We start from the raw sequence: 13,779 nt of genomic DNA, 5'->3' as shown, positions 1-13,779 counted from the left end.
CGCTGCTAGGATGGCTGCTTGACCCTGGAAGGCCCAGCCCATGACCGCCCTGAGTTCCGTTCCCCTGAATCGCGATGACGAGGAAGGCGTGCCGGTGTCGGTGCGCATCCGCGAGCGCATCAAGGCCGCGCAGCGGCGCTTTCACGCCAATGACAACATCTCGGATTTCATCGAGCCCGGCGAACTGGAAGCCTTGCTCGACGAGGTCCAGGCCAAGATGGCCGGCGTACTCGAAAGCCTGGTGATCGACACCGAGAGCGACCACAACACCCAGGACACCGCGCGCCGCGTGGCCAAGATGTACCTGCGAGAGGTCTTCAAGGGCCGCTACGTGGCCGAGCCCGACGTGACCGAGTTCCCGAACGTGGAGCGACTCAACGAGCTGATGATCGTCGGGCCGATCACGGTGCGCAGCGCCTGCTCCCACCACTTCTGCCCCATCATCGGGCGGCTGTGGGTGGGCGTGATGCCCAACGAGCACTCCAACCTGATCGGCCTGTCGAAGTATGCGCGCCTGGCGGAATGGATCATGAGCCGGCCGCAGATCCAGGAGGAGGCGGTCACCCAGGTGGCCGACCTGCTGCAGGACAAGATGCAGCCCGACGGCCTGGCCATCGTGATGGAGGCCGACCACTTCTGCATGCAGTGGCGCGGCGTCAAGGACATGGATTCCAAGATGATCAACAGCGTGATGCGCGGCAGCTTCCTGAAGGATGCCAACCTGCGCCGCGAATTCCTGGCCCTGCTCAACAGCAAGAAGCCCTGAGGTCCCCCCATGCTCGTCCGTCTGCTCTACGCCAGCCGCGCGGCCCAGCCGCTCACGCATGAGGCCATCGACTCCATCCTGGCACAGTCTCGCGCACACAATCCGCCCTTGGGCATCACCGGCATCCTGTGCTACGGGGGCAACCTCTTCATGCAGGTGCTCGAAGGCGGGCGGGAGGCGGTCAACAAGCTCTACAGCGACATCGTGCGCGACGACCGGCACCAGGATGTCGTGCTGCTGCACTACGAGGAAATCAGCGAGCGCCGCTTCGCCGGCTGGACGATGGGGCAGGTCAACCTCGGCAAGATCAACCCGTCCATCGTGCTGAAGTACTCCGAGAAGCCGACCCTCGACCCCTATGCGGTGCCGGGGCGGGTGTCGATGGCGCTTCTGGAGGAACTGATCGCCACCGCCTCCATCATCGGCCGAACAGGCCCTTGATCACGTTGCCGACGCCTTCCACGACGCCGCCGAGGCTCACACCCAGGGCCGAGGCCAGCCCGCCGGCCACCTTCAGGGCGAAGTTCTCGTTGAGCGAGAAGTTCGGGTCGTCCAGGCGGCCTTCCAGCGTGAAGGCCACGTCCAGCTTGCCGTCCCGGCTCATCGCGGCGAGCACCGCCTGACGCGGCACCCCCGCGAAGGTGCCCAGCATGCCGCCGCTGCTGTTCAACTCGAGCCCGATCAGCGTGAGGCGGCCCGGGGCGTGCAGCTGCTGGTTGCGCACCCGGGCGTCGATGCTGAGGTCCATGGCACCGCGCCGCACGCCGGCCTCGGACACCTTGATCAGGTAGGGCTGCAGCGCCACCAGGTCCACGCCACGCAGGTCCGCCTTCACGCGCGCATCGGTGGTGGCCAGCGTCACCTCACCGGCGAGCTTCACCCGGCCGTCGCGTTGCACCCCCTTGAGCGTGGCGTCGAGCTCGAAGGCGGTGGGCGTGTCCAGGGCCGGCAGATCCAGCGGCCCCACACGCGCCTGCAGTCCCTCCAGGCGCAGCTTCAGGGCCGGCTGGCGCACCGAGGCGTCGAAGAATTCCAGTGCGGTGTCGTGCAGGGCGACCTGTGCGATGTGCAGCGGCAGCCCGGCGCCACTCTGGCCCGAGGCCTTGGGGTCTCGCGGCCGGTCGAAAAGGGCTGGCAGCACGCGCAGACGCCCCTCGCGGGTGCGCCACATCGACAGGTAGCCACCTTCGATCAGCACCCGGCGAATGCGCAGGTCCGCGGTGAGCAGGCCCCACAGGTCGGGTGTGAGCACGACGCGCTGGGCACGCAGTTCGTCGTCGGCCGGCCAGCTGCCGGCGCGTTCGCTGCGCGTGGAGCGCACGCGCACCTCGGTGGCCTCCACGCCGGCCCAGGTCACGCGCAGGCTGCCCACGGAGGCGCGCGGCCCCAGGGCCTGCTCGACCTGGGCCTTGAGCTGCCAGGCCGCGAGCTGCAGGCCGCTGAAACCCAGCACCAGCAGGGCGGCCAGCGTCCAGGCGATGCGCCGTGCCAGTCGGCGCGGTGAAGCGGGCGGGAGGGGCTGATCCATGGTGTTGGGGGTGAAGCTCTCCATTGTGGAGGAGGTCGGCGGGGCTTTGTCGACTCCAGGACAATGCACCTGTGCAAGACTTGTTGCTGAATCCTCATGCCGCAGGCCCCTGGCCCGAGGGGCTGCGCGTTGTGGGCGTCGACTTCACCAGCCGGCCCACCCGCCGCAAGCCCATCACCGCCGCCGTGGGCGAGCGCCAGGGGGCGCGGGTGCGACTGCTGCACATGCAGTCGCTGACCGATGAAGCCGGCTTTGAGGCCTGGCTCGTGCAGCCGGGTCCCTGGGTGGGCGCCTTTGATTTTCCCTTCGGGCTGCCCCGCGAGCTGGTGGAGCATCTGGGCTGGCCCACCGACTGGCCGGCGCTGATGGACCACTATGCTGCCCTGGAGCGAGCCGAGATCCGGGCGACCTTCGCGGCCTTCTGCCAGTCCCGACCCGTGGGGGCCAAGTTCGCCCACCGGGTGGCGGACCGGCCGGCCGGCTCATCGCCATCGATGAAATGGGTCAACCCTCCGGTGGCCTACATGCTGCACGCCGGGGTGCCGGCGCTGCGCCGCGCCGGCGTGCATCTGCCCGGCTTGCAGGCGGGCGATGCTTCCCGCGTGGCGCTGGAGGGTTACCCGGGGATGCTGGCGCGCGAACTGATCGGCGCGCGCAGCTACAAGAGTGATGAGGCCGCCCGCCAGACGCCCGAACGCCTGATCGCCCGCAAGGACCTGATCGAGGCGCTGGTGCAGGGCCGCAGCCGCCTCGGCCTGCGCCTGCATCTGAGTTCGGCGCAGCGGGACGAGCTGGCGGCCGACGCCTCCGGAGACCGGCTCGACGCCGTGCTCTGCATGATGCAGGCCGCCTGGTCGATCGACCGGCCGCGCTGGGGGTGGCCGCTGCAGGTGGACCCGCTGGAAGGCTGGATCCTCACGGCCTGAGCCGCTCAGGGCTGGCGTGCCTGGACGCGCACACCGTCCCTGACAGCCGCGGGCGGGTAGATGATCACCGAGGCGCCTTCGTCCAGGCCTTCACGGATCCAGGCTTCCACGCCGTTGCGCTCGCCCACCGTGACCGGCTGGAGGTGGGCACGCCCATTGCGCACGACGAAGACCGCCATGTTGCTGCGGTTGTCGCTGTCCCATGGAAAGACGGCGCTGACCGGCACGCGCAGGGCGTCACGTTCGCGGCGCACGATGAGCTGCACGCCCACGCGGTAGCCGTCGCCCAGGGCCGACCACTGGGCATGGGGGGTGTCGATGTCGATGATCACGCGCACGCGCTGCTCTTCCACCCCCAGGGCCGAGACCTTGGTGAAGGCCGCCGGCTCCACCCGCCGCACGCGGCCGTCCAGCACCACCGGGCCGCCCCAGCGGTCGATGCGCACTGGCGTGCCGGGCGGGGTCTGCAGGGCTTCGTGGGTGAGCAGCTCGGCCACCACCTCGAGCTGGCGCGTGTCGCCGAGCTCCATCAGCGGGCTGCCCAGGGCCACCACGCCCTCGCTGGTCTGCGAAAGCTTGAGCACCTGCGCATCCACCGGGGCGCGCACCTGGAAGGCCCGGGCGGCACCGGTGCCGGGCGCGCGCACCGCCGACAGTGCGGCGCGGGCCTGCGTCAGTTCGTGGCGGGCCACGCGCTGGTCGAGCACGGCGGTGTCATATTCCTTCCGTGCGGCATCCAGGGCCAGGCGATCGGTGTCGCGCTTGGTGGCGGCGATGAAGCCCTGCTGGGCCAGCTGCTCGCTGCGGGCGAGCTCCTGTCGGGCCAGCTCCACCGCCACCTGGGCGCGTTCGACGCGGGCGCCGGCACGCTGCACCATGGCCTGGATCGTGTCGATCCGGGCGTTGAGCTCGCTCACGGTGCGCTCGTCGAGCATGGGGGAGTAAACGGGCGTGAGCGTGGCCAGCACATCACCGGCGCGCACGGCATCGCCTTCGCGCAGGGTGATGCGTGCGAGCTGGCCGGCCAGCGGGGCCGAGACGATGTAGCGGTCGCGCAGCCGGGTGCGCGCGTCCTCCTCGATGCTGCGCTCGAAGAGGCCGCGGCGGGCTTCGGCCACTTCGACCTGGACGGGGCGAGGCGCAAACGCCCAGGCCAGCAGCAGGCCCACGGCCACGACGGCCAGGGCAGAGGTCACCAAGGTTCTTTTCTTCATCACGTCATTCCCGGGTCTTCAAGGCGGCCACCATGTCCAGGTGGTCGATGCGGCGGCGAACAACCAGGGCACTGGCCACGCCCGCAGCCACCACGCACAGGCCGGCCCAGGCATAGGTACGGGCCTGGATCACGACCGGAAAGTGGAACTGGTCGGATTGCAGCAACTGGGCGATGAGGTGCACCAGGCCCCATCCCAGCACCATGCCGATGGGCAGTGCGATGGCGATGCTCAAGGCCATCTCGCCCAGCAGAAGCCCTGACACCTCGGCCCGGGTCAAGCCCAGCACGCGCAGGCTGGCCAGCTCCCACACGCGTTCTGACAGGGCGATGCGGGCGTTGTTGTAGACCACGCCGATGGCAATCACGCTGGCGAACAGGGTCAGCACCGTGCTCATCAGGCGGATGTTGCGCGCACTGATCTCCTGCATGTTGCGCAGCAGGGTGTGCTTGCTGAAGGTGCCCACCACGCGCGGCAGGCCTTGCGTGGCGTCCAGGAAGGCCGCCTCGCTGCCACGCTCCAGGGCCACGGCGTACTGTGACGACACATCGCCTTCCTGCAAGAGCCGGTTCAGGGCCTGGCGCTCCATGTAGGCGTTCAGGCCCATCATCTCCTGCACCGTGGCAGCCAGCGTGAGGGTCAGCGTCTGGCGGCGACCCTCCAGCACTTGTACCTGCACTGCGTCGCCGATGCGCAGGCCCAGCTTGCGGGCAAGCCGGTCGGTCATCACGAGGCCGTCGTCGGGCAAGGGGGTCTGGCGACCGCGGATGTCGATGATGCGCCGCAGTTCGGGCGCGGCGGCGTAGCCCTGGATGGCGCCGCGCTCGCTCACCGGGCCGTGTGTGAATCGCACCGGGACGTCGCGGCCCGATTCCACGGCGGTCACGCCGGGCAGTCGGGCCACCTCCAGCCGCGCCGTGTCGTTCGCCGCGTCCACCATCCACAGGATCACATCGCTGCGCATGGCGAGGTTGAACTGGGTGTCCACGATGTGGTCCATCGCATCTCGGATGAAATTGCCCATCACCACGATGGCCACCGAAGCGGCGACGCCGCCGATCGACAGCGCCGTGCGCAGCGGGCGGCGCTCCATGTTGCGCAGGATCATCTGCCAGGCCGGTGCAACGCCACGGATGCCCAGGCGCTCGAGCAGGGTGCGGCGAAAGCGCCCCGGAGCGGGCGGGCGCATGGCCTCGGCCGGCGCGAGCCGCACCGTGGCGCCGATGGCGCTGAGCGTGCCGGCCACCGCGGTGGCCACCGTGATGCCCAGGCTCAGCACCAGCAGGTTCGGGGCCAGGCGGTGCTCGAAGACGGGGAAATAGAAGAACTCGGCATACAGTCGCGTGAAGGCGGCGCCCAGCCACTGGCCCAGCCACACGCCCAGAGCAAGCCCGACGACCACGATCACCATCACCAGCTTCAGGTAGTGGGCGGCGATCCGGCGGTTGGGGTATCCCAGGGCCTTGAGCGCAGCGATCTGTTCGCGCTGCGTGGAGACCAGGCGCGACACCACCACGTGCAGCAGGAAGGCGGCCACGCCGAGGAAAATGGATGGGAGCACGGTGCCCAGCACCTGCTGCTCCTTGATCTCGGCCTCCAGCATGGCGTGGGAGGTCTGGTCTTCGCGCCCCAGGGCCTCACCGGCGCCGTAGGGGGCCAGCAGACCGGTGAGTCGGGCGCGCACGTCCTGTTCGGCCGCACCGGGTGCGAGCTTCACGGCGACCTGATTGAAGGCGCCTCGCATGTCGTAGGCGGCGGCCAGCGCGTCATGATCGACCCAGAAGATGCCGAAGCCGCGCAGATCGGGCATGCCGCCGAGGCCGGCGAAGATGTACTCGGGCGACAGTGCGGTCCCGGTGATGCGCAGCGTGCGCAGCCGTCCGTTGACCAGGGCGGTGAGGGTGTCGCCAGGCTTCAGACCCCGGGCATCCGCGAACCCGGCAGACACCAGCGCCTCCAGATGGCCGTCGCTGCGGGCGGGTCCCTGCGAGGAGGGGGCCTGGCCGCTGCGCACCACCACCCGGTTCATGCGATGAGGCTCCCGGGCATCGAGCCCGATGAGCCGGCCCAGGATGGGGTCATGGATGCCGTCGATGCGCACACGCACCAGTTGCTCGACCGTGGTCTGCACATCGGCCACGCCCGGCACCTCGCGCAGCCGGTCGGCCAGCGCGGTTGGAGCGCGCTTGACGGTGGCGAACACGTCGGCGAATCGACCCTGGGCATAGAAGCGTTCCCGCGCGAGTGCAAGCGAATCGACGGCGCTCAGGCTGGTGAGGAAGCCCCCCACGCCGCTGGCCACCACCAGAGCGATCGTGAGGGCCTGACTCCACAGGCGCACGAGGTCGCGCACCAGCTTGCGGTCCAGCGCCGTGGGCACCCAGCGCAGAGAGAGCAGCGCCTTCACCACGCCAGTTCCGCCGGCGTGAGCTTGCGCTCGTTGCGTTCGACGCTGAGGATGCGGCCATCGCCCAGCCGGATCACCCGATCGGCCATGCCGGCGATGGCTGCGTTGTGGGTGATCACGATGGCCGTGGTGCCCAGCTCCCGGTTGATGCGTGCGACCACGTCCAGCACCAGCTTGCCGGTTTCATAGTCGAGCGCGCCGGTGGGCTCGTCGCACAGCAGCACCTCGGGCCGCTTGACGATGGCCCGCGCGATGGCCACGCGCTGCTGCTCGCCACCCGAGAGCTGCGAGGGGAAATGGTCGCGCCGCGGCGTCAGCGCCACCAGGGCCAGGGCCTCGTCGATGGGCATGGGGTCCGGCACGATGTCGGTGACCAGTGCGATGTTCTCGCGCACCGTCAGGCTGGGGATCAGGTTGTAGAACTGGAACACGAAGCCCACGTGCTCGCGGCGGTAGCGCGTCAGCTCGGCCTCGGAGGCGGCGCTCAGGTCGTGGTCGGCAAAGCGCACCTGGCCGGCGGTGGGCACGTCCAGCCCGCCCAGGATGTTGAGCAGCGTGGACTTGCCGCTGCCCGAGGCCCCCAGCAGCACGATGAACTCGCCCCGGTACACGTCCAGGTCCACGCCGCGCAGGGCGTGCACCTCGACTTCGCCGGTGCGGTAGACCTTGCTCAGGCCACGGGCGCAGAAGATCGGCTCGGACGGCAGGGGCGTGGGATTGGCGGGCATGAGGGCATCGTGCCTGCCACGGTGTTCGAACGGGTTGATGCATGTCAAGCCGGCAGCCGTCCTGAGCTCACGGAATAATCCAGGCCCATGCAGCGCCAGCCCGACGATGTGGAGGAGACCCCGGCGGACGCCTGGATGGCCGCACGAGGCTGGACGGCCTTCCCATTCCAGCGGGAGGTCTGGCGCGCCATGACGGCCGGGCGCAGCGGACTGCTGCACGCCACGACGGGATCGGGCAAGACCTATGCGGTGTGGCTGGGCGCCTTGATGCGTGATCGGGAACACGCCCCGGCACCGGCGGGGAGCCGGGTGCTGTGGATCACGCCCATGCGGGCCCTGGCCGCGGACACGGTGCGGGCCCTGTCCCTGCCGCTGTCGGATCTGGCGCCGCGCTGGCGGGTGAGCCTGCGCACCGGGGACACCCCCAGCGCCGAGCGGGCCCGACAGGACCGCCGCCTGCCCGAAGCCCTGGTCACCACGCCCGAGTCGCTGAGCCTGCTCCTCACGCGCGCCGACGCGCGCGAGCGCCTGACCAGTGTCCACACCATCATCGTCGATGAATGGCATGAGCTGATGGGCAACAAGCGGGGCGTGCAGGTGCAGCTTGCCCTGGCCCGGCTGAGGGTCTGGAACCCATCGCTTGTCACCTGGGGTCTGAGCGCCACCTTGGGCAACCTGGAGGAGGCCATGGCGGTGCTGCTGGGTCATCGCAAGGGCCAGCTGGTGCAGGGTCGCATGGACAAGACCCTGGTGATCGACACCTTGTTGCCGCATGAGCCGGGGCGCTTTTCCTGGGCGGGCCACCTGGGCGGCCAGATGCTGGCACCGGTGGTCGAGGAGGTCGAGCGTTCGGGCACGAGCCTGGTCTTCACCAACACCCGCTCGCAAGCCGAGCTCTGGTACCAGATGCTCCTTGAGGCGCGGCCCGAGTGGGCCGGCATCGTGGCCCTGCATCACGGCTCGCTCGACAAGGCCGTGCGGGAATGGGTGGAGCTGGGCCTGAAGGAGGGGCGGCTGAAGGCCGTGGTGGCCACCTCCTCGCTGGACCTGGGTGTGGACTTCCTGCCGGTGGAGCGTGTGCTGCAGATCGGCTCCGCCAAGGGCGTGGCGCGGTTGCTGCAGCGTGCAGGCCGCAGCGGCCACGCGCCGGGGCGGCCGAGCCGCGTGACGCTGGTGCCCACCCACACGCTGGAACTGGTGGAGGCTGCGGCGGCTCGTCGCGCGGCGCAGGCCGGGTGCATCGAGAAGCGCGAGTCGCCGGACAAGCCCCTGGACGTCCTGGTGCAGCACCTCGTCACCGTGGCGCTGGGTGGTGGCTTCGTGGCCACCGACCTGCTGGCCGAGGTGCGCAGCACCTGGGCCTACCGCACGCTCACCGACGCCGAATGGCGCTGGGCGCTGGCCTTTGTCGAACGAGGCGGCGAGAGCCTGCAGGCCTATCCTGAATACCACCGCGTGCAACTCGTCGAAGGCGTCTACCGTGTGGCCGATGCCGGCATTGCGCGCCGCCACCGGCTCCAGGTGGGCACCATCGTCAGCGATGCCTCGATGCAGGTGAAATACCTGGGCGGGGCCAGCCTCGGCTCGGTGGAGGAGAGCTTCATCGCACGCCTGAAGAAGGGCGATTGCTTCCTTTTCGCCGGGCGGCTGCTGGAGTTCATCCGTGTGCAGGACATGACGGCCTACGTGCGCCGCGCCGAGAAGAATCGCGGCGCCGTGCCGCGCTGGGGCGGCGGCAAGATGCCCCTGTCCACCGAAATGGCCGACGCCGTCCTCGAACTGCTGGCTGCTGCCGACCAGGGCCACTTCCTCGAGCCGGAGCTGCAAACGGCGCGCCCGATGCTGGAGATGCAGCGTCGTGTCTCCCGCCTGCCCCGGCCCGACACCCTGGTGATCGAGCGCTACCGCTCCCGCGAAGGGCAGCACCTCTACCTCTATCCGTTCGCGGGCCGTTTCGTGAACCTGGGGCTGGCGAGCCTGCTGGCCTGGCGGCTGGCGCGCGATCGGCCGAACACCTTCAGCATCGCGATGAACGACTACGGCTTCGAACTGCTCAGCGCCGAGCCGGTGGACCTCTCCCCCGTGCTGGACGGCTCGGTCTTCACCACGGACGACCTGCTGCACGACGTGCTGGCCAGCCTCAATGCCACCGAGCTGTCGCAGCGGCGCTTTCGCGAGATCGCACGTGTGGCGGGGCTGGTGTTCAGCGGCTACCCCGGCGCACCCAAGAGCATGAAGCAGCTCCAGGCGTCCAGCAGCCTCTTCTTCGAGGTCTTCCGCAAGTACGATGCCGGCAACCTCCTGCTGGTCCAGGCCGAGCGCGAGGTGCTGAGCCAGGAACTCGACCTGCGGCGCCTCACGGCCACGCTCGAGCGCTTGCGGCTCTGGCGCCGCGAGGTGGTGGAGCTGCGTCACCCCAGCCCCATGAGCCTGCCGCTGATGGTGGAGCGTTTCCGGGAGAAACTCAGCAATGAGAAGCTGGCCGACCGGCTGGCCCGGATTCTGAAGGACGCCCAGAAGGGACTGGAATCGTGAATCGAGACATCAACGCGAGGGTCTTCTGCGCGGTCTTCTGGGCCCTGGCCCTCTTGTTCGGCCTTGTCGGTCAGGCCAGGACGGACGAGGCCCCCTGGATCGTCGCCATCGTGACCCATGTCTCCGACGGGGACACGGTCTGGATCGACGTGGGGAGGGTATCCGGCGAGGGGCCCACCGGGCGCCTCAAGGTCCGCATTGAGGGCATCGATGCGCCGGAGTCCTGCCAGGCCTGGGGCACTCAGGCCGGGGAGGCACTGCGTGAACGCGTGCTGGGACGTGCCGTGCAGGTGCAGCTGCGCCGGCAGGACGTCTACGCGCGCTGGCTCGGCCGGCTGTATCAGGACGGCGAGGACATTGGCGCGTGGATGGTGGCGCAAGGGCACGCCTGGAGCTACCGGTATCGGCAGGGGGTGGGGCCCTATGAGACCCAGGAACGGCAGGCCCGTGCGGCCACACGTGGGCTTTTCTCCCAGCCTGAACCCATGCCGCCGGCGGTCTTCCGTCAATTGCACGGGCCCTGCCGATGACAAGGCTTGCACGAACCAGGAAAACCTGTGATGTAGTCCACGGTGCCGCGCACGGGCGTGTTGCTGAGTGTACGTTCCCCCGACAGGGGGGCATGGGCTTTGCGGGTACCGGGGCACAATGGCCCTTCCGTGCTGCTTGAACGCATTCACCCCACCGAGCCTGCCCGCATGAACTGGGGGTCGTCCCTGACGCGCCTGATGGCGGCCCACCTGGGCGTGAGCCAGCCCCAAGAGCTGGCCGCCTGGCTGCGCGCGCTCGTTCTTGCCGAACCGGCCGGTCGCGCCGAGGCGGTGGTCAAGCTGCAGCGCTGGATCGAGGCCGTGGCGGTGACGCAGGCCGAGCTGGAAGCGTCCCTGACCGATGCGCGCATCGAACAGCGAGACGCCGAGCGCCTGCGCCTGGCGATGGACAGCGTCAACGATGCCTTCTGGGACTGGGACGTAGCGAATGGCGAGGCCTATTTCAGCCCGCGCCTGCTCGAGATCCTGGGGTATGCGCCCGGTGAAATCGAGATGACGCTCGCGCTGTGGCGCGAGCACATGCACACCGACGATCGGGAGGAGGCCCGTGTCCTGCTCGAGGCCCACCTGCGCGGCGAGACGGCGCGCTACCAGGGCGAGTTCCGCGTGCGTTCGCGCGACGGCCAGTGGCGCTGGGTGCGCTCCCGTGGCAAGGTGATCGAGCGCGGTGCACAGGGCCAGCCATTGCGCATGGTGGGCACCCACAGCGACGTGACCCAGCAGCGGCAGGCCGAGGAGGAGGTGCTGCACCAGCTGCGCTTCATCGAGGAACTGGTCGAGATCATTCCCAACCCGATCTACTTCAAGGACGCCCTGGGCCGCTACATCGGCTGCAACCGCGCCTGCGAGGATCTGTTCGGCCTGCGCCGCGAGGACTTCCTGGGCCGCATGGCCAGCGAGGTGCTGGGGACCGAAGGGGCGACGGAAGAGTCACACGATCAGCATCTGTTCGCCACCGGAGGGGTCCAGACCTTCGAGACGCAGCTCAGGTCGTCGTCGGGCGAGCAGCGCGAGCTGATCCACAGCCGCACGCTGTTCACCGGTGCGCAGGGCCATGTGGGGGGGATTCTGGGCGTCATCACCGACATCACGCAGCACAAGCAGGTGGAGGTGGCCCTTCGTGACGCCAAGGCCGCGGCCGAGGCGGCCAGCCGCGCCAAGAGCGAGTTCCTGGCCAACATGAGCCACGAGATCCGCACGCCGATGAACGGCATCATGGGCCTGGTGGATCTCACGCTGGACACGGCCCTGGACGACACCCAGCGGCGCTATCTTTCCCTGGTGAAGTCTTCATCGACCTCGCTACTGAACATCCTCAACGACATCCTGGACCTTTCGCGCATCGAGGCGGGCCGCCTGAGCGTCGAGCAGCTCGGCTTCGACCTGCGCAGCTTGCTCCACGAGGCCCTGGCACCGCTGGAGCCGCGTGCGCGGGAGAAACAACTGGTTCTGCAGTGCACTGTGGCGCCCGATGTGCCGGCCCAGCTCGTGAGCGACCCGCTGCGCTTGCGGCAGATCCTTGTCAACCTCGTGGGCAATGCGATCAAGTTCACGCGCCAGGGGCGGGTGGATCTCACGGCGTGGCCCGAGGGCCGCGGGAGCGCGGCGGTGCTGCATCTGTGCGTGGCTGACACGGGGGTGGGCATCGCACCGGACAAGCTCGACCGCATCTTCGAGTCCTTCACCCAGGCCGATAACTCCACCACACGCGAGTACGGCGGCACGGGGCTGGGCCTGACCATCTCACGCCGCCTGGCCCAGGCCCTGGGCGGGCAGCTGTGGGCCGAGAGCGAGGTGGGCGTGGGCAGCCGCTTCCACCTCACCGTGCCTCTGCTGCTGCTGGGAGCCGCAGCCGATGGAGGACGGGGCGAACCCAGCCTCACCGAGGCGGCCGCCGGCACGACCAACGTGTCGCGCGACAAGGCGCGTTCTCGCTTCGAATCGACGGCCTACCTGGGCCTGGCGGGCCTGGACGCAGACGCCGAGGAGGCGCCCGCCGAGGGCGACGAGCATGGCCTGCACGTGCTGCTCGTGGACGACCACGCCGTCAATCGTTTCATTGCCAGCCGCATGATCCGTGCCTCGGGGCACCGTGTCAGCGGCGCCGTGACCGCGGAAGAGGCTCTCTCGCGCTGCGAATCCGAGGAATTCGACCTCATCTTCCTCGACCTGCAGATTCCGGGCATGAGCGGCATCGAACTCACCCATCGCATCCGGGCCTTGCAGGCCCAGTATGGGTGGCGCTGCCCCATCGTGGCACTCACGGCGCACGCGATGCCCATGGACCGCGCCCGCTGCATGGACGCCGGCATGGACGACTACCTCACCAAGCCGGTGGACCAGGAGCGGCTGCACAGCCTGCTGCGTCTGGTGGCCAGCGCCCGGCTGTTGCCGGCCTTCAGTATCTCGCGGCGCTAGGGCGCGCGACGGCGCCTGGCCATCTCTTCACCCATGGCCGCGAGGCCTGTCGCATCCAGCAGGGCGCGGGATGCGGGATAGATCACCGATTCCTCCAGTTCGATGTGGCTCGCGTACAGGCCGGTGAACCGGTGCAGCACCGTCAGATCGTCGTGAGAGAAGTCGGCTTCCTGGCCACTCGCGATGCGCGCCAGGGCGCCTCGCAACGACTGCCACAGCCGATGCATCAGGAGGTGATCCTGCTGGAGCTGGCGCACGGCCGCATGCACGGCCGCATGGGCCTCATCCTGGGGCAGGGCCAGCAGAGGCGGGAAGACGTGGCGCTCCTCGTCTTCATGGTGGTGCGGGGCTGCCACATCGAAATAACGCAGCACATCGGCTGCGGCCTGCTGGGCCGAGGCGTCGTGGCCCACGGTGTGCAGGTGCTCGGCCAGCCTCGTGAGCAGATCGACGCTGCGCTGCACCCGCTCGTGACAGGCTTCCAGCATCTCGAAAGGCTGGTCGAAACCCACGGCGGGGGAACTGAAACCCGGCAACATGGGGAAGATTGTGCGCGTTGGGCGCGCCGCTGTCTTGCGCCAGATCAAGCCGGACGGCGGGGTTTTTGCCCGGGGCCCCGGACGTCGGGGGCGGCGCAGCCCCGCTTTCTTGAGCCAACGCAATACCGTCTTGAACCCAAGCTGAGAGAGTCGGGGCACACGATCTC

The 13,779-nt window shown here is 69.2% G+C and carries 11 protein-coding genes; 6 read left to right on the top strand and 5 right to left on the bottom strand.

Going from position 1 to position 13,779, the window contains the following annotated elements; genetic code table 11:
- Nucleotides 1-40: 40 nt before the first annotated feature.
- Entirely contained in the window at nucleotides 41-766 is a 726-nt protein-coding gene (gene folE, locus C1704_RS14025) for a GTP cyclohydrolase I (RefSeq protein WP_104303362.1), read from the top strand.
- Between the two features lie 9 nt (nucleotides 767-775).
- On the top strand, nucleotides 776-1,207 hold the full coding sequence (locus C1704_RS14020) for a BLUF domain-containing protein (RefSeq protein WP_104303361.1): 432 nt from the start codon (nucleotides 776-778) through the stop codon (nucleotides 1,205-1,207).
- Here C1704_RS14020 and C1704_RS14015 read toward each other — a convergent pair.
- The gene (locus tag C1704_RS14015; RefSeq protein WP_104303392.1) at nucleotides 1,185-2,294 is read right to left on the bottom strand and encodes a DUF748 domain-containing protein; all 1,110 of its coding nucleotides are present in this window, start codon (nucleotides 2,292-2,294) and stop codon (nucleotides 1,185-1,187) included. The two genes, C1704_RS14020 and C1704_RS14015, sit on opposite strands and share 23 nt — an antisense overlap.
- Before the next feature lie 71 nt (nucleotides 2,295-2,365).
- On the opposite strand from C1704_RS14015, the gene C1704_RS14010 reads away from it, so the two are divergent.
- On the top strand, nucleotides 2,366-3,220 hold the full coding sequence (locus tag C1704_RS14010) for a DUF429 domain-containing protein (RefSeq protein WP_104303360.1): 855 nt from the start codon (nucleotides 2,366-2,368) through the stop codon (nucleotides 3,218-3,220).
- A 5-nt stretch (nucleotides 3,221-3,225) separates the two neighbouring features.
- Here C1704_RS14010 and C1704_RS14005 read toward each other — a convergent pair whose 3' ends face one another.
- From C1704_RS14005 to C1704_RS13995, 3 genes are read right to left on the bottom strand one after another with little or no spacing between them, the layout of a single operon-like run.
- On the bottom strand, nucleotides 3,226-4,416 hold the full coding sequence (locus C1704_RS14005; protein WP_336469946.1) for an efflux RND transporter periplasmic adaptor subunit: 1,191 nt from the start codon (nucleotides 4,414-4,416) through the stop codon (nucleotides 3,226-3,228).
- A 22-nt stretch (nucleotides 4,417-4,438) separates the two neighbouring features.
- Nucleotides 4,439-6,841, bottom strand: coding sequence for an ABC transporter permease (locus C1704_RS14000; RefSeq protein ID WP_245876496.1), 2,403 nt, complete (start codon nucleotides 6,839-6,841; stop codon nucleotides 4,439-4,441).
- The gene (locus C1704_RS13995; RefSeq protein WP_104303390.1) at nucleotides 6,838-7,569 is read right to left on the bottom strand and encodes an ABC transporter ATP-binding protein; all 732 of its coding nucleotides are present in this window, start codon (nucleotides 7,567-7,569) and stop codon (nucleotides 6,838-6,840) included. The genes C1704_RS14000 and C1704_RS13995 overlap by 4 nt, the downstream gene beginning before the upstream one ends.
- A gap of 87 nt (nucleotides 7,570-7,656) precedes the next feature.
- Between C1704_RS13995 and C1704_RS13990 the strand changes: the two genes are divergently transcribed.
- The 3 genes from C1704_RS13990 to C1704_RS13980 all read left to right on the top strand — a co-directional run bounded on the left by C1704_RS13990 (nucleotide 7,657) and on the right by C1704_RS13980 (nucleotide 13,073).
- Entirely contained in the window at nucleotides 7,657-10,104 is a 2,448-nt protein-coding gene (locus C1704_RS13990; protein ID WP_104303358.1) for a ligase-associated DNA damage response DEXH box helicase, read from the top strand.
- Nucleotides 10,101-10,634, top strand: coding sequence for a thermonuclease family protein (locus C1704_RS13985; protein WP_245876495.1), 534 nt, complete (start codon nucleotides 10,101-10,103; stop codon nucleotides 10,632-10,634). Before C1704_RS13990 ends, C1704_RS13985 begins: the two co-directional genes overlap by 4 nt.
- A 129-nt stretch (nucleotides 10,635-10,763) precedes the next feature.
- Nucleotides 10,764-13,073 carry a PAS domain-containing hybrid sensor histidine kinase/response regulator gene (locus C1704_RS13980; RefSeq protein ID WP_146076088.1) on the top strand — a complete coding sequence of 770 codons (2,310 nt, stop codon included), beginning with the start codon at nucleotides 10,764-10,766 and terminating at the stop codon, nucleotides 13,071-13,073.
- Here C1704_RS13980 and C1704_RS13975 read toward each other — a convergent pair.
- Nucleotides 13,070-13,612, bottom strand: a complete 543-nt coding sequence (locus C1704_RS13975; RefSeq protein ID WP_104303356.1) for a hemerythrin domain-containing protein — start codon at nucleotides 13,610-13,612, stop codon at nucleotides 13,070-13,072. The genes C1704_RS13980 and C1704_RS13975 overlap by 4 nt on opposite strands.
- Nucleotides 13,613-13,779: the final 167 nt, after the last annotated feature.

It is taken from the genome of Caldimonas caldifontis (assembly GCF_002930615.1).
In the GTDB taxonomy this organism is placed as follows: Bacteria; Pseudomonadota; Gammaproteobacteria; order Burkholderiales; family Burkholderiaceae_C; genus Caldimonas; species Caldimonas caldifontis.
Note: the sequence above shows the minus strand (reverse complement) of the source record. Positions and strands in the feature narration are given on the sequence as shown.